This is a genomic window from Mycobacterium sp. H4Y, assembly GCF_000364405.1.
Lineage (GTDB): Bacteria > Actinomycetota > Actinomycetes > Mycobacteriales > Mycobacteriaceae > Mycobacterium > Mycobacterium intracellulare.
The window spans coordinates 621,372-643,103 of record NZ_AKIG01000001.1; the positions used below are offsets into that span (position 1 = coordinate 621,372).

Sequence of the window (21,732 nt, forward strand, 5' to 3'; positions counted from 1 at the left end):
TCGATGACCTGGGAGTTCAGGCCGATCGACCGGACGGGCCGATGCGGCGTAACGGCATCGTCGGGAGCGAAACGAGGTGGGGTGGATGACCACGGCTGCGCCCCGCATGCCCGGGGGTGAGCGGCGTGCGGGTTCCGGGCCGACGCGGGCCGCCCATCGTTGGGATTTCATCACCCGCAGCTCGCCGCACTCGCAGAATCCCTGGAACCCGCTTTGGGCGATGATGATCGGCTTCTTCATGATCATGGTCGACTCGACCATCGTCGCGATCGCAAACCCGACCATCATGGCCAACCTGCACATCGGCTACGACACCGTGGTCTGGGTGACCAGCGCCTACCTGCTGGGTTACGCCGTCGTGCTGCTCGTGGCGGGCCGCCTCGGCGACCGGTTCGGCCCCAAGAACCTGTACCTGATCGGCCTGGTGGTCTTCACCGTCTCCTCGGTGTGGTGCGGGCTGTCGGGCAGCGCCGCCATGCTGATCGCGGCCCGCGTCGCGCAAGGTGTCGGAGCCGGCGTGCTCACCCCGCAAACCCTGTCGACGATCACCCGGATCTTCCCGCCGCAGCGGCGCGGCATCGCGGTGAGCCTGTGGGGGGCCACCGCGGGAGCCGCCAGCCTGGTGGGCCCGCTGGCCGGCGGTGTGCTGGTCGACGGGCTGGGCTGGCAGTGGATCTTCTTCGTCAACGTCCCGGTCGGCGTGATCGGGCTGGCGTTGGCGTACTGGCTGATCCCGGTGCTGCCCACCCAGTCACACCGGTTCGATCTGATCGGGGTCGGGCTGTCCGGGGTGGGCATGTTCTTGATCGTGTTCGGGCTGCAACAGGGGCAGGCCGCGCATTGGGAGCCGTGGATCTGGGCGTTGATCGTCGCGGGCTTCGGGTTCATGACGGTGTTCGTGTTCTGGCAGTCGGTGAACCCCCACGAGCCGCTGATCCCGTTGGTGATCTTCGGTGACCGCGACTTCAGCCTGTGCAACGTCGGGGTGGCCATCGTCTCGTTCGCCGCGACGGCCATGATGCTGCCGCTGACGTTCTACGCCCAAGCCGTCTGCGGGCTGTCGCCGACGCGCTCGGCCTTGCTGATCGCGCCGATGGCGATCGCCAACGGGGTGTTCGCGCCGTTCGTCGGCAAGATCGTCGACAACTACCATCCCCGGCCGGTGCTCGGCTTCGGCTTTTCGGTGCTGGCGATCGCGCTGACCTGGCTGACCTTCGACATGTCGCCGACGACCCCGATCTGGCGGCTGGTCTTGCCGTTCTTCGCGATGGGCGTCGGCATGGCGTTCGTGTGGTCGCCGCTGACGGCGACCGCGACGCGCAACCTGCCGGCGCACCTGGCCGGTGCGGGCTCTGCGGTGTACAACTCCGTGCGCCAGCTCGGCGCGGTGCTCGGCAGCGCCGGCATGGCCGCGTTCATGACCTGGCGGATCACCGCCGAGATGCCGCGGCGGCCCGCCGGTGGGGGCATCGACGAGGACGCCGTCACGTTGCAGCTGCCGCGGTTTCTGCGCGAACCGTTCGCCGCCGCGATGTCGCAGTCGGTGCTGCTGCCGGCGTTCATCGCGTTGTTCGGGATCATTGCCGCCCTGTTCTTGGTGGGCTTCGCGCCCTGGTCCCGCACCGGCCGGGGCGGCGACCCCTTCGGGCCCGACGAGGATGACATCGTCGACGACGACTACGACGACGACGAATACGTCGAGTTCGTCCTCGTGCGCGAACCCGATGTCGGGCGCGGCAACCGGCCGTCAGGGGAGCGTGCTCATGCGGCGGCCCCGCCACCCGCCGCGGTGCGGCATCGGGGCCCGGACGATTCGTGGCACCGTGTGTTCGACGAGCCGGTTGCGCGGGCACAGCCAATTGGATTTGCCCACAACGGGTCTCATCTGGACAGCGGAAAGCGCCTCCGTCAGGTGCCGGTGCGGCGCTCGGTCAAGCCCAGCCCGCCGGTCGACCGGCTCACCCGACCGCCGCGCCGCCCCCACCGGGGTCCGTCGGGCCACCACTTCACCGACGGCGACCCGCTGCGGGGCCAGCACCACCGCCCCGATCCCGACGACGATCCCACCGGTCACGGCCGGCACTCGTCGGGCAATTAGGCGCCTCAGCGCAGATCGGGTTGGGTGAGCGCCAAGAACGCGCCCAGATCGATCAGCCCCGCGGGTGTGGCGGGCAGGTACTCCGTCAACGACGGCGACCGCGCGATCACCGCTGCATATTGGGCCCGGCTGACCGCCACGTTGAGTCGATTCCTGTTGAGCAGGAAGGAGATTCCGCGCGGTACCACGTCCATGGAGGACACCGTCATCGAGATGAACACCATGGGCGCCTGTCCGCCCTGGAACTTGTCGACGGTCCCCACCCGCACCCCGCCGAGCCCGGCGGAGCTCAACCGGCGACGCAGCAGTGCCACCTGGGCGTTGTAGGGCGCCAGCACCAGCACATCGGCGGCCGTCAACGCCCGGCGGCCGTGCTCATCGGTCCACGACGCGCCGAGCAGTCGCCCGATCTCGGCGGCGATCGCGTCGGCCTCCTCGGGACTTTCGGTCGAATTGCCCTGGTGCTCAACCGAAAGCAGCTGCACGCCCGGCCGATGCCCGTCCAGGCGGCGGGCGGCGGTGCATTCGTGGGAGCGCAGCCTGCCCTCGTAGGACAGCGCCGAGACCGCGGCGCAGACGGCCGGGTGCATCCGGTAGGAGAGGTCCAGGAAGTAGCCACGTTCGTCGGGCAGGGTGCGCCGTCCGTCGACCAGCCAGTCCAGCGCCGAGGTGTCCACCGGCTCGGGATGGGTGCCCTGGCTGACTTGCGGCAACTGCTGAGGGTCTCCGAGCAGCAGCAGGTTCGCGGCGGCCGGGGCCACGGCGATGGTATTGGCCAGACAGAATTGGCCGGCCTCGTCGATCACCAGAAGATCCAAACTCCCCGGCGGTATCCGGTTGGCGTTGGCGAAATCCCATGCGGTGCCGCCGATCACACAGCCCGGCGTATCGGCGAGGAAGGCCGCGTACGCGCCGCCGTCGATCTCCTGCCAGCGCGGAGCCTGGTGGTCGTAACGCTTCTTCGCGACGCGGTGCGGATCCAGGCCGGCATCGATCACGCAGTCCAACAGGTTTTCCACCGTGGCGTGCGATTGCGCGACGACACCGACGCGCCAGCGGTGCTGGGTGACCAGGTGCTGGATCACCCGCGCGGCCGTATGCGTCTTGCCGGTGCCGGGCGGCCCGTGCACCGCCAGGTACGACGAATCCAGATCGAGCAGCGCGGCGGTGATGTCGGCTGTGATGTTCGAGGTGCCGCCGCCGCGCGGCAGCGCAGCGCCGCTGCGCGTGCGGGGCGCGCGGCGCAGCAGGACGTCGACGATGGCGCTGTCGGGCAGGCGCGGCAACCCGGCGCCGACCGCGGCCGCGGTCGCCTGGATCGACTCCCGCAGGGCCGTGGTCGGAATGGGCGGGCCCGGCGTCAGCGCGAAGGGCAGCTGGTGAAATGGCTTGCCGTCGCCGCCGACTCGTTCGAGGACGACCACCGTGGTGGGCACCGCCGGGTCGTCGGCCTCGACGACCGTGGCCCGTCCGGCCGCCCGCCGGTCCGGGCTGTCGGTCATGCCGGGCGGCGCCGGCGGTTTGTACAGCGCAAAGACGTCGCTCTTGAGATCGCCGCGCGCCAACTCGCCGCGCAGCTCGAGCCGTCGCTGAGGTTTGCGCGCGCGGGGCGGCGTGTGCCAGTCGACGCTGACGGACGCCTCGTGGGCGACGAAAACGTCGGTGTTGTCCGCCCATTCGTCGACCGGGAAGTTCAACCGGTCGAAATGCGCCCACCAGAAGGGCTTGTCCTCGCGACGGTGATAGCCGTGCGCGGCGGCCACCAGCGCCACCGCCGTCTGCTCCGGGGTGCGCTCGTCGATGCCGGCGGCCCCGGTGAACGCCGCCAGGGTCACCGCCAGTTCGTCGCGGTCCTCGACGGTGTTGCCGTCGCCGACGGGCTGGGCGCCGATCGGTACGACACCGGATTCATAGGCGCGCAACATCAGCCAGTTACGCAGTTCCTGTGTCGACCGGCAGTCGTAGTGGTTGTAGTCCTCGATCTCCTTGAGCACGGAGGCGGCCTCGTCGCCGCGGCCCTCCGCGCGCAGTTCGCAATAGCGCGCGTAGGAGGTGATCGAACCGGTCGCCGTGGTCACGTCGCCCGCGCGCAGTCGGGACCCCATGTAGAGCGGTTCGAGCGCCTTGAGGCTGAATGACTCCGCGCCCACGCGAATGCTCCTGCGCACCAACGGATAAAGGTCGACCAGCGTGCCGCTGCGCAGCAGTTCGTCGACCTCGTCCTCGCCGACGCCGTAGCGCCCGGCGAGCCGCAGCAACGCGGTCTTCTCGTAGGGCGCGTAGTGGTAGATGTGCATGTTGGGGCGGCGCCTGCGGCGCTTGGCCACCATCGTCAAGAAATCGGTCAGCGCCTTGCGTTCGTCTGCCCGGTTGTGCGCCCACAGCGGGCGAAACCGGCCCGTAGGCCCGGCCTCCAAGACGCCGAACAGATATTCCAGGCCCCACTCGCGGCCGTCGGCGGTCCACAGCGGGTCGCCTTCGAAGTCGAAGAACAAATCACCGGGGTCCGGCTCGGGGAGCAGCGCCAGCGGCTGCGTGTCGATGACCTGGACCTGCGGAACGCCCGTATCGCGTTGGCGCACTTGCAGTTTCGCCTGGGTGGTCAAGGCGGTGACGACACCCGCGGCCAGCTCGGGAACCGGCCCGCTGTGGGCGGCAAGTTCGGTGACGGTGGTGATGCCGGCCTTGAACAGCTTGTCCCGCTGGCTTACCCGCAGGCCGGCGACCAACAGCACGTCGTCGGCGGCGCGCAGCTGCTCGATGCACGACGGGCAATGAAAACAGGCGGCCACGCTTTCGTCGTCCCACCGCACCGCGGCGCCGCTCGCATGGTGGTCGTCGAGCAGCCGCTGCAGCCGCACCCGCTGCAATCGGTAGACCGGGACCAGGTCGCTGACGCGGTGCCGCACGGCCGTCCCGTCGCCGAGCCGCAGTTCGGCCTCGGGCGCGACGGGCACACCCGAGGCCGCCAGCACGTCGGCGTAGGCGGCCAGTTGCAACAGCGCGGTCACCTTTTCGGAGTGGGCCAGCTTGGTGTCGACAACCCGATACTGCTCGCCGTCGCGGACCAGAAAGTCGGCGAATCCGAGGAAGCGGCCGTCGAACATCGCGGCCTGATACACCGCGGGGGCGTGGTCGGCGACGGCGCGCAGCGTCGCGTCGGTGGCCGCCGCCAGCCCGGCGGGTGTGTAGGCCGGGCGGCCGATGACCGCGACGGCATCGCCGAATCGCTCGCGCAATCGGGCGAGCTCGCGCCGCTCATGCTCGTCGCCGAGGGTGGCTGTCCGCGTGAGCAGTTCGTCCTCGATCGCGGTCGCCGGCCCGCGGCCGAGTTTGGCGTCGAAGTCCCGCAGCAGCGCGAATTCGCAGCGGGCGGCGGCGGCAAGGTCCGACGCGCTGTAAACGATGCTGTCGCCGGTCACGAACACTGGAGCCACTGTAGGACAGGGCTCCGACACGATGGTCGCGCCGGGCGGGCGTGCCCGGGATCAATGCGCGGGCGTATTGCCGATCAGTTCGACGGCGTTGCCGTTCCAATGAAACTTCACGTGGGTGTTGAGGCCCTGGATCCCGCCCGGATAGGTCAGCGCCACCGTGTCGCCCGTGGTTTGCGCCGGGTCGATGCCGCTGAAGCCGTAGGTGTCGGGGACGCCCTGCGGGATGAATTGGCCGAGGTGGAACAGCACCGCGCGGGTGGTGGGGCTGACCGCATTGGTGTTGGCCTTGATGATCACCGCCGACAGCTGCGCGCACTGGTTGTAGTTGCCGGCCAGCGGCTCGGGATTCCACGGCTGCTGGCTGCGCGGGTCGCGTGGCAGTTCGGACACCACCTTCGCGATGGTGGGCGAGGCGAGGTTGACCGCGCATGGATCGGCCGGTGGCGCGTTGCCGGGCTGGGCGGCCGGCAATGGCGTGGCCGGGGCCGTGATCGACGGGGTCTCAGAAGTCCTTGCCTGCGGTGTCTTTGCGACTGTGGAATCTCCTGAACCGCAGCCGGTCAACGTGGCGGCGATCAATGCAACAGCGGCCGAGCAGGTCAGTGGCTCGGTACGACACGGTAGCGACCACACATCGACGCACCGTACCGTCATCGGCGCCGCGGGTGTGGCAGGCGTGGCCGAGGCCCGCTCGGCTGTGCTGATGATCACGCGGACCGCCGGACAGCCGGTCACCACTAGACTTCTTGGGCGATGACCCTCTCAGACAGCTCGACCGGGGCTGCCTCTACGACGTTTGCCGACCTGCAGATCCACCCCTCGGTGCTGCGGGCGGTTGCCGACGTCGGCTACGAATCACCCACCGGCATCCAGGCCGCGACGATCCCGGCGCTGATGGCGGGCTCCGACGTGGTCGGGCTGGCGCAGACCGGCACCGGCAAGACCGCCGCGTTCGCCATCCCCATCCTTTCCAAGATCGACGTCACCAGCACCGCCACCCAAGCCCTGGTGCTCGCCCCGACCCGGGAACTGGCCCTGCAGGTCGCCGAGGCGTTCAGCCGGTACGGTGCCCACCTGCCCAAGATCAACGTGCTGCCGATCTACGGCGGCTCGTCCTACAGCGTGCAGTTGGCCGGGCTGCGGCGCGGGGCGCACGTGGTGGTCGGCACGCCCGGCCGGGTGATCGACCACCTCGAACGGGGGACGCTGGACCTGTCCCACGTCGACTACCTGGTGCTCGACGAGGCCGACGAGATGCTCACCATGGGCTTCGCCGAAGAGGTCGATCGCATCCTGTCGGAGACCCCGGAATACAAGCAGGTGGCACTGTTCTCCGCGACGATGCCGCCCGCGATCCGCAAGCTCACCACCAAGTACCTGCACGACCCGCTCGAGGTCAGTACCAAGGCGAAAACCGCGACCGCCGAGAACATTTCGCAGCGCTACATCCAGGTCGCCGGTCCCCGCAAGATGGACGCGCTGACCCGGGTCCTCGAGGTCGAGCCGTTCGAGGCGATGATCGTCTTCGTCAGAACCAAACAGGCCACCGAGGAAGTCGCCGAAAAGCTAAGGGCGCGAGGTTTCTCCGCCGCAGCCATCAACGGGGACATCCCGCAGGGCCAGCGCGAGCGGACCGTCGCCGCCTTGAAGGACGGCAGCATCGACATCCTGGTCGCCACCGACGTGGCCGCGCGCGGACTCGACGTGGAGCGGATCTCGCACGTGCTCAACTACGACATCCCGCACGACACCGAGTCGTACGTGCACCGGATCGGGCGCACCGGCAGGGCCGGACGTTCGGGCACCGCGCTGCTCTTCGTGTCGCCGCGAGAGCGCCACCTGCTCAAGGCGATCGAAAAGGCCACGCGGCAAACGCTCACCGAAACCGCCTTGCCCACCGTCGAGGACGTCAACGCGCAACGGGTGGCCAAGTTCGCCGATTCAATCACCACCGCGCTCGGGGCCCCCGGCATCGACCTGTTCCGCAAGCTGGTCCAGGACTACGAACGCGAGCACGACACCCCGATGGCCGATATCGCCGCCGCGCTGGCCCTGCAATCCCGCGACGGCGAGGAATTCCTGATGGCGCCCGAACCTCCGCCCGAGCGTCGCGAGCGGCGCACCGAACGCCGCGATCGCCCCGAAAAGCCAAGGTCTACACGGCCGTTCGCCACCTATCGCATCGCGGTGGGCAAGCGCCACAAGATCGGTCCGGGCGCCATCGTGGGCGCCATCGCCAACGAGGGAGGGCTGCATCGCAGCGACTTCGGCCACATCGCGATCGGCCCGGACTTCTCGTTGGTGGAACTGCCGGCCAAGTTGCCCAAGTCGACGTTCAAAAGGCTTGAGCAGACCCGCATCTCGGGGGTGTTGATCAACCTTCAGCCGGACAGGTCCTCAGCCAAGGCCCGCGGCGGCCGGGACGGCGGGAAACCGCGCAGGAAACACGGCGAATGACGCTGTCCGAAGAACAGGACGCCCAGGGCGGGCTCGAGCAGACCTCGCGCGTCGACCGCGTCGCCTCGCTGACGGGCGTCCGCGCCGTCGCCGCGCTGCTCGTCGTCGGCACCCACGCGGCCTACACCACCGGCAAATACACCCACGGCTATTGGGGCCTGGTCGGTTCCCGGATGGAGATCGGGGTGCCGATCTTCTTCGTGCTCTCCGGTTACCTGCTGTTCCGTCCGTGGGTGAAGTCCGCCGCAACCGGCGGCCCGCCGCCGTCGCTGAGTCGCTATGCGTGGCACCGGGTTCGGCGCATCATGCCCGCGTACGTCGTCACGGTGTTGTTCGCCTACGTGCTGTACCACTTCCGCGAGGCGGGGCCCAACCCCGGGCACTCGTGGCTGGGGTTGGCGCGCAACCTGACGCTGACCCAGATCTACTGCAACGGCTACCTGGGCAAGTATCTGCACCAGGGGCTGACCCAGATGTGGAGCCTGGCCGTGGAGGCCTCGTTCTACGTCATCCTCCCGCTGCTGGCCTACCTGCTGCTGGTGTTGATATGCCGGCGGCAATGGCAGCCGAAGCTGGTGCTGGGCGCCCTGGCGGGGATGGCGTTGATCAGCCCGGCGTGGTTGGTTCTCGTGCACACCGATCACTGGTTTCCCGACGGCGCCCGGCTGTGGCTGCCCACCTACCTGGCCTGGTTCCTCGCCGGCATGATGCTCACGGTGTTGCAGGAGATGGGTGTGCGCGCGTACGGGTTTGTGGCCATCCCGCTGGCGATCATCAGCTATTTCATCGCGTCCACGCCCATCGCCGGCGCGCCCACCACCTCCCCGGCGACGCTGAGCGAGGCGTTGTTCAAGACCTGTTTTTACGCGGTGATCGCCGCACTGGCGGTGGCGCCATTGGCGCTGGGTGATCACGGATGGTATTCGCGGCTGTTGGCCAGCCGCCCCATGGTATGGCTGGGGGAGATCTCCTACGAGATCTTCCTGATCCACCTGATCACCATGGAATTCGCGATGGACTACGTGGTGGGCGCGCGCGTGTACACCGGTCCGATGCTGTATCTGTTCGTCGCGACGCTGGCGCTGACGATCCCGTTGGCGTGGCTGCTGCACCGATTCACGCGCGTGCGCGACTAGCGCCTTTGCCCGCCTCCCAGCGACAAGCGCATTGCTCAGCGCGCCGAGCCGACGTTGCTTGGAGGCGGGCGCTGAGGACATTGCTTCCGGCCCGGGAGCGCGACGAATCCGGCGGCCCTAGCCGCGGGCGGACACCGGCGCCACGATCGGCACGACGAATTCCTCGATCATCGCCCGCTCGTCGGCTTCGTCGTGGCCCGGGAACAGCAGCATCGACACGATCACCCGGACCACCCAGCGCGCCCGGCGCTCCACCACCGCGGGATCATCGGCTCCCAACGAGTTCAGGAACGCCGCCGCCAGGGCCGCGATCACGTCGGACTGGCCCGCCAACTCGCCGCCGACTGGCGGGCGCGTCGTGGCGAACCACGACGCCAGCGCGGGACTCTCGCGCACCATTTGCAAGGTGACCAGGATGCTCGCGACCAGTCTTTCGTGCGGGTCCTCGATGCCGCCGGTGCGCGCGAGGATGGCGCGGCCGAGCCGGTGGGTCTCGCGGTGCACGTACGCGGTGCGCAATGCCTCGCGATTCTCGAAATACCGGTACAGCGTCGCTCGGGAACACCCTGCGGCCCTGGCGATTTCGTTCATGCCGATCGAATCCGAGTCGCGCTGGGTATAGAGTTCCTCGGCCGCGTCGAGTATCCGGTCGGCGGCCGCTTCGCTGCGCCGCGCGGAAAGCCAGTCGTTTCCCGGCATCAGGACCCCACTCGAATCGGCACCGACAGCGGCCGCCGCACGTAATTGCCCCCGGCCCAGGCGATCCCTGATTCGTCGACCTCGAAGTCGGGGCATCGGGCCAGCAGCTCGGTGAGCGCCACCCGGGACTGCATCCGGGCCGCGGCGGCGCCCAGGCAGTGGTGCGCGCCGTGGCTGAACGTCAAAATGTTGCGCGGGCACCGGGTCACGTCGAGTTCGGCCGCGTCGGGCCCGTATTGGCGTTCGTCGCGGTTGGCCGACCCGTACAGCAGCAGCGCCCTGCGCCCGGCGGGAATGGTGGTGTCGCCGATCGTCACCTCGCGGGTGGTCGTGCGCGCCAACCCCTGGACCGGTGAGGTCATCCGCAGCAGCTCCTCGACAGCGTCGGTGATCAATTCGGGGTTGTCCACCAACAACTTTCGCTGATCGGGACGCTCGTGCAGCAGCGGCATCGAGCCGCCGAGCATGCCGGTGACGGTGTCGTTGCCGCCGGTCACCATCGTGAATGTGAACGCCAGGATCGACAGCGTGCCGGCGACGTCACCGTCGGCGCCCACCCCCGCGGTCACCAGGTGGGAGATCGTGTCGTCCTCGGGGTCGGTGCGACGACGTTCGATCAGGCCGGTGAAGTAGGCCATCATCGACCCGACCGCGTCGCCGACGGTCTCCAGTGCCCCCGCGACGCCGCCCTCGGCGGTGTTGGCCGCGACGATCGCCTGGGTCCAGCCGTCGAACTGCACCCAGTCCTCTTCGGGCACACCGAGATAATGCGCGACCACCATCGACGGCAGCGGTTTGAACAGCTCGGTGACGATGTCACCGCCGCCGGCCGCGCGCAACCCCTCGATGCGCTCGACGACGAATTCCCGCACCTTGGGTTCCACCGCCTCGACCTGCCGCGGCGTGAACCCGCGCGACACCAGCTTGCGGAACTGGGTGTGCACCGGTGGATCCTGCATCACGAACGGTGGATTGTCTTGCAGGCCAATCAGTTCCAGATCGTCATAGTTGACGGTCAGGCCCTTTGCCGAGGAGAAGGTTTCGTGGTCGCGGGCCGCCGCCCACACGTCGGCGTGCCGCGACAACACGTAGTAGTCATGCTCGGGAGAATTCGCCGGAACGACGTGGTGCACGGGGTCGTGGTCGCGCAGCGCGCGGTACATCGGCCACGGGTTCGACCAGGTGGCGGCGGTCGCGAGCTGGAAGGCGACCGGTGCGTTCTGAGACATAACAGCAGCCATGTCTTATTCGTACGACAGCAGCCGAGATATGTCAACCGCCCGGCGACGCCAGTGCTCGGCCAGCCGGGCAGTCGACATCGATTTCCCGGCCAGCCGGGCGCTCAGCAGCCAGAACTAAATGCCCGACCCGGGGTTGAGGATGCCCTTCGGATCCAACGCCTGCTTGATGCGCCGGTTGAGGTCCATCACCTCGGGCCCGAGATAGCCAGCCAGCCAGGGCCGCTTCAACCGGCCCACCCCGTGCTCGCCGGTGATCGTGCCGCCGAGACCGACGGCCAGGTCCATGATCTCGCCGAATGCCAGGTGGGCGCGTTCGGTCATGTCGGCATCGGCGGGGTCGTAGACGATCAACGGGTGGGTGTTGCCGTCGCCGGCGTGGGCGATCACCGAGATCATCAGGTCGCGTTCGGCGGCGATGCCGGCGATCCCGGTGACCAGCCGGCCCAGCGCCGGAAGCGGCACGCCGACGTCCTCGAGCAACAGCGATCCCTTGGCTTCGACGGCCGGGATGCAAAACCGCCGCGCGACGACGAATGCTTCGCCCTCGTCGGGATCGTCGGTCGAAAATACTTCCGTCGCAGCGTTTTCCGCCAAGACCTTGGCCATGATCTCGGCGTCCTCGCTACCGGCGCGGCCGCGCTCGTCGGACCCGGCCACCAGCATGGCCGCCGCCCCGCGGTCCAGGTCCATGCGCAGGGTGTCCTCGACGGCGTTGATCGCCACCGAGTCCATGAACTCCAGCATCGAGGGGCGAAGCCGGGCGGTGACCCCGAGCACCGCGTCGACCGCGTCCTGCACCGAGGCGAAGGTGGCGACGACGACGCTGGACGCGTTCTGCTTGGGTACCAGCCGCAGCGTCACCTCCGTGACGACGCCCAGCGTGCCTTCGCTGCCGACGAAGAGTTTGGTCAGCGACAGGCCCGCGACGTCCTTGAGCCGCGGCCCGCCCAGCCGGACCGCGGTCCCGTCGGCCAGCACCACCTGCATGCCCAGCACATAGTCGGTGGTGACGCCGTACTTCACGCAGCACAGCCCCCCGGCGTTGGTGGCGATGTTGCCGCCGATGCTGCAGATCTCGAACGAGGACGGATCCGGCGGATACCACAGGCCGTGTTCGGCTGCGGCCTTTTTCACCTCGGCGTTGAACAGCCCGGGCTGGCATACGGCGGTCCGCGTCACCGGGTCGACCGAGATGTCTCGCATCTTCTCGGTCGAGAGCACGATGCAGTTGTCCAGGGCGGTCGCCCCGCCGGACAGGCCGCTCCCGGCGCCCCGGGGCACGACGGGCACCCGATTAGCGGTGGCCCAGCGCAGCACGGTCTGCACCTCTTCGGTGCGCCGCGGTCGCACCACGGCCAGCGGTTTGCCGGCCGACGGGTCGAACGCGCGGTCTTGGCGATAGCCCTCGGTCACGGTGGGATCGGTGACGACCATCCCGTCGGGCAGGTCGGCGATCAGGCTGGCCAGGGCGTCAGAGCTCACGGCCCGATAGTAAGCCCGTGTCGCGGCCCCGGACGGTGCCCGGGTCTGCACGACGTGGCCACTGAATGCAGGATGTTCATGTGCTCGACCACCCGCGTACCGGCCAGCCGTTCGACTCTCCGGTTGGCGCGGGCACCGGATGGCCGGGTGACCCGGCCACGCCGCAGACCCCGGTGGCGGCCGATGCCGCTCGGGTCGTCGCCCTCGCGGAACAGGCCACCTCGATCCCCGAGCTCGACGCCCTGGTCAGCGTGTGCCGGGCCTGTCCGCGGCTGGTCGACTGGCGCGAGGAGGTGGCGAGGGTCAAACGGCGGGCCTTCGCCGACCAACCGTATTGGGGCCGGCCCGTACCCAGCTGGGGAGCGGCGCGGCCGCGGCTGCTCATCGTCGGGCTGGCGCCCGCCGCCCACGGCGCCAACCGCACCGGCCGGATGTTCACCGGCGACCGCTCGGGCGACCAGTTGTACGCGGCGCTGTACCGGGCCGGCCTGGTGAACCAACCGACCAGCGTCGACGCCGCGGATGGGTTGCGGACCAACCAGATTCGCATCGTCGCGCCGGTGCGGTGTGCGCCTCCGGCCAACGCCCCGACCCCCGCCGAGCGGGACACCTGCTGGCCCTGGCTGCAGGCCGAATGGCAGCTGGTGGCCGACCACGTCCGCGTGGTCGTGGCCCTCGGCGGATTCGGCTGGCAGATCGCGCTGCGACTGCCGGGCACCTCCGGTAGAGCCGCGAGACCCAAGCCCCGGTTCGGCCACGGCGCCGTTGCCGACCTCGCCCCCGGGGTGCGGTTGCTCGGCTGCTACCACCCGAGCCAGCAAAACATGTTCACCGGTAGGTTGACACCGGCAATGCTCGACGACATCTTCCGCGACGCGAAAGAACTGGCAGGGATCAAGTGAGCGAGATTCTCGTTTCCGGCGCCAGCGTGGCGGGCACGGCGGCCGCGTTTTGGCTTGGGCGGCACGGCCATTCGGTGACCGTGGTGGAGCGCCATACCGGGCCGCGGCCGGGCGGCCAGGCGATCGACGTTCGCGGCCCGGCGCTGACCGTGCTCGACCGCATGGGGCTGCTGGCCGCCGCCGAGAAGCGCAAGACGCAAATCCGCGGCTCCTCCGTGGTCGACCGTGACGGCAATGAACTGTCGCGCGACACCGAATCGACACCCACCGGCGGGCGCATCGACAGCCCCGACATCGAACTGCTGCGCGACGACTTGGTCGAATTGCTTTACGGCGCAAGCCAATGGACGACCGATTACCTATTCGACGACACCATCACCGCGTTGGAGGCCGATGGTGCGGCCGTTCGCGTCACCTTCGAGCGTGCCGCACCACGGGAATTCGACCTCGTCGTCGGCGCCGACGGATTGCATTCCAACGTGCGGCGATTGGTGTTCGGGCCGGAGGAGGATTTCATCGAACGGCTGGGCACGCACGCGGCGATCTTCACCGTGCCCAATTTCTTGGACCTGGACCACTGGCAGATGTGGCACTACGGCGACTCCACCATGGCGGGGATCTACAGCGCGCGTCACAACGCCGAGGCCCGGGCCATGTTGGGTTTCATGGACCCGGAGCTGCGGATCGACTACCGCGACACCGAAGCCCAGTTCGCCGAGCTGGAGCGGCGGATGGCCGGGGAAGGATGGGTTCGCCCCCAACTGCTGGAGTACATGCGGACCGCACCGGACTTCTACTTCGACGAGATGTCGCAGATCAAGATGGACCGCTGGTCGCACGGCCGCGTGGTACTGGTCGGGGACGCCGGGTACTGCTGCTCGCCGCTGTCAGGACAGGGCACCAGCGTCGCGCTGCTGGGCGCCTACATCCTCGCCGGCGAGCTTAAGTCCGCCACCTCGGACGGGACCGCCGACCACGAGCGCGGATTCGCCAACTACCACCGCGAATTCGCCGACTACGTGCAGCGCAATCAATGGCTGGTCGTGGACAACATTCCCGGCGGCGCACCGATACCGCAGGAGGTGTTCGACCGCATCGTCTCCTCGATCACCCTCAAGGACTACTAGGGCCGGGGTTCGGGAACGTTTGCCGGCCCGCGCACGTTGACGCCATCGTGCGTCTTTCCGTCCTTGATCTCATCCCGGTGCGCACCGACCAGACGACCGGCGACGCCCTGGCGGCCACCGTGCAGCTGGCGCAGGCCGCGGATCGGTTGGGTTTTACCCGCTACTGGGTCGCCGAGCACCACAACATGCCTTCCGTCGGTGCCACCAGCCCGCCGGTGGTCCTCGCCTATCTGGCACCACAGACCTCGCAGCTACGGCTCGGCTCGGGTGGGGTGATGCTGCCCAACCACGCGCCGCTCGCGGTGGCCGAACAGTTCGCGCTGCTGGAAGCGGCCGCCCCCGGACGCATCGACCTCGGCATCGGCCGGGCGCCGGGATCCGACCCCGTGACCTCCTACGCGCTGCGGGGCGGGCAGGACGGCCGGGACATCGAGAACTTCCCCGAATACCTCGACGACGTGGCGGCGCTGATGAGCGCGCGCGGCGTGCGGGTTCCGCTGCGCTCGGGCGACTACACGCTCAAAGCCACCCCGGCCGCCGCGACCGAACCGCGGCTGTGGCTGCTGGGTTCGTCGATGTATTCGGCGCATTTGGCCGCCGCCAAGGGGCTGCCGTACGTGTTCGCACATCACTTCTCCGGCAAGGGAACCGAAGAGGCGCTCGAGGTGTACCGCGCCCGATTCACGCCCAGCGCGTTTGCCGCTGAGCCGCGGACGTTTCTGACGGTCAACGCCGCGGTGGCCGAAACCCAGCAGGAGGCAACGGCGTTGATGCTGCCCAACCTGCAGATGATGGCCAGGCTGCGGACCGGGCAGCCGCTCGGGCCGGTGCCGCTGGTGGAGGATGCGGCGGTGGCCGCGTTGACCGGACAGCAGCAGGCGATCGTCGACAGTGGTCTGCGACGCGCCGTCCTGGGGACGCCGGCGGAGGCCGCCGAGCAGATCCGCGCGCTCGCCGAACACTTCGGCGTCGACGAGGTGATGGTGAACCCGGTGGCCTCGGCCCGCCGCGGCACCGACCCCGCCGCCGCACCGGCGCGCGTCGCGACGCTGGAGTTGTTGGCCAAAGAGCTGTTCTGAGTCCCGCTCACGCCCGCCGGTGGGACTGGCTGGTGTGGGGTTCGGGTGTGTGGTTGGCGATCCAATTCCGCAACTCGTCCGGCGGCAACGGCGCGGTGTGCACGTAACCCTGGGTGATCATGCAGCCGTACCGGTGCAGCGCGTCCAGGGTGGCCTCGTTCTCGACACCCTCGGCGACGAGGTCGGCGCCCAGGTTGTGGGCGAGCGCCACCGTGGACCGCACGATCGCGACCGATCGTGCGTCGTGATCCAGGCGGGTTACGAAAATCCGGTCGAGTTTGAGCTCGTCGACCGAAACCTCTTGCAGCCGGGCCAATGACGACCAGCCGGTGCCGTAGTCGTCGAGCGATATGCGAATTCCCAAGCGTTGCAAGGCCGCGACGGTGTTGCGGGATCGCGCGGAATCCACCAGCGCGCTCTCGGTGATCTCGAGGATGAGCGCGTCCGCGGGCAGGTCATGATTCGCGAGCAGCCGCTCGACGGTGCCGACGAGCTCGATGTCGAGCAGGTTGGTCGTCGACAGGTTCACCGCGACGGTGAGCGTGATGCCCTGTTCACGCCAGCACCGGACCTGTTTCAGCGCCATGCTCAGGGTGCGGTTGGAGATCTTGCGCATCAGTCCGGCGCGCTCGGCGACGGGCAAGACCTCTTCCGGCAGCAGCGTTCCGCGGGTGGGGTGCTGCCAGCGCAGCACCGCCTCGACGCTGTGAACGCTGCCGTCGCGCCCGTCGATCTTGGGTTGGTAGTGCAATTTCAGTTCGTCGGTGTCGAACAGTGCGGTACGCAGGTCCTCGATGAGGTTGGGGTCGTTGTTCCGATAAACCTCGAAAGACGAGTCGTAGACCGCGATCTTGCTGCGGGCGGATTCGGCGTGCGCCATCGCGGTTTCGGCGCGGCCCAGCAGCTCTTGCGGGTGGTCGCAGTGGTCGGGACACAGCGCGATGGCGATGCGGCCTTCGACCTGAACGGTGATCGGATCCAACGCGATCGGCTCACTCAACGCTTCCAGCAGCCGGCCCGCCTGGGCGCTGGCGGCGGTCAGGTTGGCCCCGTCCGCGAGCAGCACGGCGAATTGGTCATCACCGACCCGCGCCAGCATGTCGTCGCGACGGACGCTGCCGGACAAGCGGTTTGCGATGTGGCACAGCAACTCATCGCCGAAGTGGCGACCGATCGAGTCGGTGATCTCGTGAAAATCGCTCAGGCTCAACAGCAACAGCGCCCGCCGCGCGCGCGCTCTGCCCGGAATCGACGTCGGCCCCGGCGCCGTAGCGGGCAACGCGGTCAGGGCGCTGGCCAGCGAGTGCCGGTTGGGCAGCGCGGTCAACTCGTCGGTCATGGCGTGCTTGGCGTTCGTGTGCAACAGGCTCACGTCCCGGAAGGTGAGCGAGAATCGCGCGGTCGCCACGACCAGGCTCAACGCCGCCAGGGTCGCCGCCGGCCGCGAATGATGCGCCAGGACGATGACTCCCAGCGCGACAACCGATGTCGTCACCGGGGTGACATACGGGCTGAATCGGTGTCTGGGCACTGGCGCCGTCGGCGACGAGGGGGACCAGCTGGCCATCGCGATGAGCAACGACGACGCCGGCCAGCAGGCATCCAGCAAGGTGCCGACCCGATAGGAGCCCGCGGTCGTCTGGAACAGGTACGCCACGTCCGCCACCGCAAACACGACCAGTCCGGTCATCAGCAGCACCCAGCGAAAGTCGTTGCGCCAGCCGAGTATTGGCAGCATGCCAGCGGCCAGGGCCAGGAGCACCAGGTCAATCCAGGGGTAGACCAATCCCATCCACACCGTCGCGGGCGTGCGTAACGTCGCCGCCCGCATGGGGCCCTCCGTCACGGCCGCCGCCACCGCCGCCAGCGTCAGGGCGCACACCAGCGAGTCGAGCTGAATCGGGATCGGCAACCGCTTGAACCGTGCCCGCATGAGCAGCAGCAGCCCGGCGTACACCAGCGGGTAGTACGCCAGGTACACCGGGTCGGCCACCGACGGGGAGCGACCGTTGGGCACGAACAACGCGTAGACGATGTCGCCCGCGGCCGAGAACGCCATCCCGGCGGCGATCAGTGACCACGCCAACCGGTCCGCCGAGACGCGGTACGCGCGAAGGACAACCAGACCGGCGGCCAACACGGTCAGCGCCGAATACAGCGTCGTGGCGGAGAACACGCCGTGTCCCGCGTCCGGATGCGCGACGCTGGACGCGGCGAAGGCGATCACACCGATTGCCAGCACCGCGAAGCCCACCCGGATACCCCTCGGTGGCCGAGGGGCATCGTCGGCGACATCGCCGGAGGGCGAGTTCGTGGTCGGTGTCGCGACGCCGGAAACGGGCGGTGACGCCTGCGGCGTCGCGGCGGCGCCGCCGCCATCGACCGGTGACGCCACGGCGGATTCCCCCGAATCGGGAGACGCCGGGAACGCGTACGGCAACGGCAGGTCGGGCATGAAGCTGCGGATGCATTGCCCGCCTTCGCGTTTGGCGGCGTACATGGCGAGGTCGGCGTGCCTCAGCAGCTGGTCGACCGTGCAGGCCGATGCGCCGGTGCACACCGTGAATCCGATGCTGGGCCGGACCATGATCGGGATGCCGTCGATCAGAATCGCCCCGGTGAACGCGTCGAGGATCCGGTGCGCGGCCGCCTGCGATTCTTGGACGGAAGCCTCGATGACCGCCGCGAATTCGTCGCCGCCGAGCCGGGCGATGGTCCCGCTTTCCCCCAACGCCGCGGTGAGCCGCCCGGCCACCCTGACCAAAAGCTCGTCGCCGGCCGGATGGCCCAGGGCGTCGTTGACCGACTTGAAGTTGTCGAGGTCCAGGCACAGCACCGCGATGGGCATGCCGTTGGGATGCCGGCGCGCGACGGCCTGTTCCAGGCGCTGCAGGAACAGGGCGCGATTGGCCAGACCGGTCAGATTGTCGCGAAACGCCTCGCGCGCGACCTCCGACAACAGATTCTGGTTGTCGACCAGGACGACGAATTGCCGGGCCAGGACGGCGGCCACCAGGATGCCGAGCGCGGCGAGCATGGGGTCGTGTATCGAATGGCCCGCCGCGTGCGCCCAGCCCGCCGCGGCGGCGAGGATCAGCGGCAAGTAGGGCAGCCACAGCCGGGCCCGGAACTCGGTCTCATCCGGCGGCGCGGGTGCGGGACGCTCGTGCGCGGCGGCCAGGGCCGCGAGCGCCAGTAACGCCAGGCCCGCCACTCGGACCAGGTCGCCGACTCCGCCCGTGTGATAGCTGGCGATGCCGGTATAGAAGACCAGCGCCATGTCGGCGATGCAGATGGTCGCGACGCCGGCGGCGAGCAGGCTGCGGCTCGGCCGGTCGCCGGGACGAGCCCGGGACAGCATCAGGATCGCCGTCGTCACCTGGACGATGTCGGCGAAGACCTCCGCCGAGGTCACCAGCCGCGCGCCGGAATGCTCCTGCAGCTGCGCTTCGACCACGAACACCCAGGCGATGACGAACAGCGACGTCGCCACGATGAGACCGTCGAGCAGCAGACGCCGGGGGCTCTTGCGAGACAACTGGGACAGCAGCACCAACGACGTCATCGCGCCGACCGGCCACAGCAGGAGGACGAACTCGGTTGCCGCAGGGTGGGTGGCGTGATCGAATTCCGGGCGGACGTCGTAGAACGCCCAGATGACCTCGCCGGCCGCCCAGCCGAGCAGGGCCGTCACCAGCGCCAGCCATCCGTATCGTTGCCGCGGGGGCTTGAAGCGGGCCGCGCGCCCGGCGTATGCCGCCGCGATGGCAAGGCACATCGCGATGACGAACCCGTTGATGGGGTGGGTCCCGTACGGGCCGCGCCATCCCCAGAACGACGACAGCACGATCAGCACGCCGGCTACGCCGTACACGGAGACGAGGACCCACCCGGCGGGCGCGGGCACCCCCGACCGCCGCCACGGATTCACCGCCCGCCGTTTCGTCACCGCTTGAGCTCCCCTGTTGTGTGGTGAAGAAACAACAGCATCACCACGAGTTACAGGGCATTAAACCGCTGCAGACGCGCGCTAAGTGTGGCTTTTGCCAGGTTGGTGCCGTTTCTGGTGCCGCCACAGGACGGCCGCCACGGGCCTAATCCGGTTGACTTGCGTCGATACGGGCCAGTGCGTCGCGCAGAATCTGGCCGGTGGCGTCGCGGTCGGGGTCGCGGCGCAGCAGCATTCCTTTGGCCACCGACAGCTTGTCGCCGTTGCGGCGCGGCAAGACGTGCAGGTGGATGTGGAACACCGTCTGGAAGGCGGCGCTGCCGTCGTTGATGGCGATGTTGGTCGCGTCGGCCAATTCCGTCGTGCGCGCGGCCCGGGCGATGCGTTGGCCCAGGGTGACCATTCCGGCCAGCGTCTCCGGCGTGGTGTCGGTGAGGTCGACGCTGTGCCGCTTGGGCAGCACCAGCGTGTGGCCACGAGTGAACGGCCGGATGTCGAGGATCGCCAGGTAGTCGTCGTCTTCGTAGATCCGGATGGCCGGAGCTTCCCCGGCGACGACCGCACAGAACACGCAGGACATGTCGCCCACGGTACTTGTTGCCGCCCCGCGGCCCCGCCGACTCCAGCCAGGGCCCGGCCCAATTACGGGGTTACGCTGCCGCAGTGAACGACGATCTCGCCTTCGCCGGCGCGGCGGCGCAAGCGCGCATGCTGGCCGACGGTGAACTGACCGCGCCGGAGTTGCTCGAGGTCTACCTGGAGCGGATCGCGCAGCTCGACAGCCAGCTGCGGTGCTACCGCGTGGTGCTCGCCGACAAAGCTCGCTACGAGGCCGCCGTGGCGCAGGACCGCCTGGACGCGGGCGAACGGCTGTCGCTGCTCGGCGTGCCGGTCGCGATCAAGGACGACGTCGATGTCGCCGGGGAGGTGACGACCTTCGGCAGCGGCGGGCACCGGCCCGCGGTGAGCTCCGACGCGGAGGTGGTGCGCCGGTTGCGCGCCGCGGGCGCCGTCATCGTCGGCAAGACCAATGTGCCCGAGCTGATGATGCTGCCGTACACCGAGTCGCTGACCTTCGGAGCTACCCGCAATCCCTGGGATCCCAGGCGCACGCCGGGCGGCAGCAGCGGCGGCAGCGCCGCCGCGGTCGCGGCCGGGCTGGCCCCGCTGGCGTTGGGCTCCGACGGGGGCGGGTCGATCCGCATCCCGGCGACCTGGTGCGGCGTGTTCGGCCTGAAGCCGCAGCGCGATCGGGTATCGCTGGAACCCCACGACGACGCCTGGTACGGGTTGAGCGTCAACGGCCCGATCACCCGCACGGTGATCGACGCGGCCGTGTTCCTGGACGCGACCTCGACGGTGCCCGGGCCCGAGGGGGAGTTCGTGACCGCGGCGACCCGCAGCCCCGGCCGGCTACGAATTGCGTTGAGCACCAAGGTCCCAACCCCGCTGCCGGTTCGGGTCGGCAAGCGGGAGTTGGCCGCGGTCGACCAGGCCGGCGCGTTGCTTCGCGACCTCGGGCATGACGTCATCACGGCCGACCCGGAATATCCGGCCTCGGCGATCCTCACCAACTACCTGCCCCGCTACCTGCGCGGCATCTGCGACGACGCCGACGCCCTGGCCCATCCGGAACGCCTGGAACCGCGCACCCGCAACATGGCCCGCTTGGGTTCTTTCTTCTCGGACCGCCGGATGGAGTCCCTGCGGGCGGCCGAGGGGGCCGTGGTGTCGCGGATCCAGGCGATCTTCGACGATGTCGACGTCGTCGTCACGCCCGGAACGGCAACGGGCCCATCCCGTATCGGCGCCTACCAACGGCGCGGCGCCGTGTCGACCCTGCTGAGGGTGGGGCAATACGTTCCGTACCAACAGGTCTGGAACCTGACCGGGCAGCCCGCCGCGGTGGTTCCCTGGGACCTCGACGCAGACGGGATGCCGATGTCGGTCCAACTCGTCGGCCGGCCTTATGACGAAGCGACGTTGTTGTCGCTGTCGGCGCAGATCGAAGCCGCTCGACCGTGGGCCCTTCGCCGGCCGCCGGTGTCATGAGAGCGGACGGGCCTCCGCAACCACTGCCCAAGCCGCGAGCTTGGCGCCCGGCGGCGCCGCGCTCGCGATCGGC

The 21,732-nt window shown here is 69.0% G+C and carries 14 protein-coding genes; 7 read left to right on the forward strand and 7 right to left on the reverse strand.

Annotated elements, in window-relative coordinates:
* The first annotated feature begins 85 nt into the window (after positions 1–85).
* Complete coding sequence (locus W7U_RS02905) at positions 86–2,098, forward strand: MFS transporter (protein ID WP_170320557.1); 2,013 nt, start codon at positions 86–88, stop codon at positions 2,096–2,098.
* Between the two features lie 5 nt (positions 2,099–2,103).
* Here the strand turns inward: W7U_RS02905 and W7U_RS02910 are convergent, their stop codons facing one another.
* A complete protein-coding gene (locus W7U_RS02910; RefSeq protein ID WP_008254681.1) occupies positions 2,104–5,526 on the reverse strand; it encodes a TM0106 family RecB-like putative nuclease in 3,423 nt (1,140 codons plus the stop codon).
* Positions 5,527–5,586: 60 nt separating this feature from the next.
* On the reverse strand, positions 5,587–6,189 hold the full coding sequence (locus W7U_RS02915) for an LppP/LprE family lipoprotein (protein ID WP_036429163.1): 603 nt from the start codon (positions 6,187–6,189) through the stop codon (positions 5,587–5,589).
* A gap of 99 nt (positions 6,190–6,288) precedes the next feature.
* Between W7U_RS02915 and W7U_RS02920 the strand changes: the two genes are divergently transcribed.
* The gene (locus W7U_RS02920) at positions 6,289–7,992 is read left to right on the forward strand and encodes a DEAD/DEAH box helicase (RefSeq protein ID WP_008254685.1); all 1,704 of its coding nucleotides are present in this window, start codon (positions 6,289–6,291) and stop codon (positions 7,990–7,992) included.
* A complete protein-coding gene (locus W7U_RS02925) occupies positions 7,989–9,128 on the forward strand; it encodes an acyltransferase (RefSeq protein ID WP_008254687.1) in 1,140 nt (379 codons plus the stop codon). The genes W7U_RS02920 and W7U_RS02925 overlap by 4 nt, the downstream gene beginning before the upstream one ends.
* A 117-nt stretch (positions 9,129–9,245) precedes the next feature.
* Here W7U_RS02925 and W7U_RS02930 read toward each other — a convergent pair whose 3' ends face one another.
* The 3 genes from W7U_RS02930 to W7U_RS02940 all read right to left on the reverse strand — a co-directional run bounded on the left by W7U_RS02930 (position 9,246) and on the right by W7U_RS02940 (position 12,550).
* Positions 9,246–9,827: a TetR/AcrR family transcriptional regulator gene (locus tag W7U_RS02930; RefSeq protein WP_008254688.1), complete on the reverse strand. Its 582-nt coding sequence runs from the start codon at positions 9,825–9,827 to the stop codon at positions 9,246–9,248.
* The gene (locus tag W7U_RS02935; protein WP_008254689.1) at positions 9,827–11,068 is read right to left on the reverse strand and encodes a cytochrome P450; all 1,242 of its coding nucleotides are present in this window, start codon (positions 11,066–11,068) and stop codon (positions 9,827–9,829) included. Before W7U_RS02935 ends, W7U_RS02930 begins: the two co-directional genes overlap by 1 nt.
* A 114-nt stretch (positions 11,069–11,182) precedes the next feature.
* Positions 11,183–12,550 (reverse strand): FAD-linked oxidase C-terminal domain-containing protein, encoded by a 1,368-nt coding sequence (locus W7U_RS02940; RefSeq protein ID WP_008254690.1) that lies wholly within the window; start codon positions 12,548–12,550, stop codon positions 11,183–11,185.
* A 65-nt stretch (positions 12,551–12,615) separates the two neighbouring features.
* On the opposite strand from W7U_RS02940, the gene W7U_RS02945 reads away from it, so the two are divergent.
* From W7U_RS02945 to W7U_RS02955, 3 genes are read left to right on the forward strand one after another with little or no spacing between them, the layout of a single operon-like run.
* Positions 12,616–13,452: a uracil-DNA glycosylase gene (locus W7U_RS02945; RefSeq protein WP_014379570.1), complete on the forward strand. Its 837-nt coding sequence runs from the start codon at positions 12,616–12,618 to the stop codon at positions 13,450–13,452.
* On the forward strand, positions 13,449–14,579 hold the full coding sequence (locus tag W7U_RS02950) for an FAD-binding protein (protein ID WP_008254693.1): 1,131 nt from the start codon (positions 13,449–13,451) through the stop codon (positions 14,577–14,579). Before W7U_RS02945 ends, W7U_RS02950 begins: the two co-directional genes overlap by 4 nt.
* A gap of 47 nt (positions 14,580–14,626) precedes the next feature.
* On the forward strand, positions 14,627–15,658 hold the full coding sequence (locus tag W7U_RS02955; protein ID WP_008254695.1) for an LLM class flavin-dependent oxidoreductase: 1,032 nt from the start codon (positions 14,627–14,629) through the stop codon (positions 15,656–15,658).
* Positions 15,659–15,665: 7 nt separating this feature from the next.
* Here W7U_RS02955 and W7U_RS02960 read toward each other — a convergent pair whose 3' ends face one another.
* Together W7U_RS02960 and W7U_RS02965 are read right to left on the reverse strand one after the other, a co-directional pair.
* Positions 15,666–19,532: a bifunctional diguanylate cyclase/phosphodiesterase gene (locus W7U_RS02960; RefSeq protein ID WP_036429165.1), complete on the reverse strand. Its 3,867-nt coding sequence runs from the start codon at positions 19,530–19,532 to the stop codon at positions 15,666–15,668.
* A gap of 220 nt (positions 19,533–19,752) precedes the next feature.
* On the reverse strand, positions 19,753–20,187 hold the full coding sequence (locus tag W7U_RS02965) for an HIT family protein (RefSeq protein WP_008254699.1): 435 nt from the start codon (positions 20,185–20,187) through the stop codon (positions 19,753–19,755).
* Positions 20,188–20,270: 83 nt separating this feature from the next.
* Between W7U_RS02965 and W7U_RS02970 the strand changes: the two genes are divergently transcribed.
* The gene (locus tag W7U_RS02970) at positions 20,271–21,659 is read left to right on the forward strand and encodes an amidase (protein WP_008254701.1); all 1,389 of its coding nucleotides are present in this window, start codon (positions 20,271–20,273) and stop codon (positions 21,657–21,659) included.
* The last annotated feature ends 73 nt before the right edge of the window (positions 21,660–21,732 follow it).

Coding starts and splice junctions, on each gene's coding strand:
- W7U_RS02925 (WP_008254687.1), top strand. CDS start 7,989: ATGACGCTGTCCGAAGAACAGGACGCCCAGGGCGGGCTCGAGCAGACC.
- W7U_RS02915 (WP_036429163.1), bottom strand. CDS start 6,189: ATGACGGTACGGTGCGTCGATGTGTGGTCGCTACCGTGTCGTACCGAG.
- W7U_RS02935 (WP_008254689.1), bottom strand. CDS start 11,068: ATGGCTGCTGTTATGTCTCAGAACGCACCGGTCGCCTTCCAGCTCGCG.
- W7U_RS02945 (WP_014379570.1), top strand. CDS start 12,616: ATGCAGGATGTTCATGTGCTCGACCACCCGCGTACCGGCCAGCCGTTC.
- W7U_RS02965 (WP_008254699.1), bottom strand. CDS start 20,187: ATGTCCTGCGTGTTCTGTGCGGTCGTCGCCGGGGAAGCTCCGGCCATC.
- W7U_RS02930 (WP_008254688.1), bottom strand. CDS start 9,827: ATGCCGGGAAACGACTGGCTTTCCGCGCGGCGCAGCGAAGCGGCCGCC.
- W7U_RS02920 (WP_008254685.1), top strand. CDS start 6,289: ATGACCCTCTCAGACAGCTCGACCGGGGCTGCCTCTACGACGTTTGCC.
- W7U_RS02905 (WP_170320557.1), top strand. CDS start 86: ATGACCACGGCTGCGCCCCGCATGCCCGGGGGTGAGCGGCGTGCGGGT.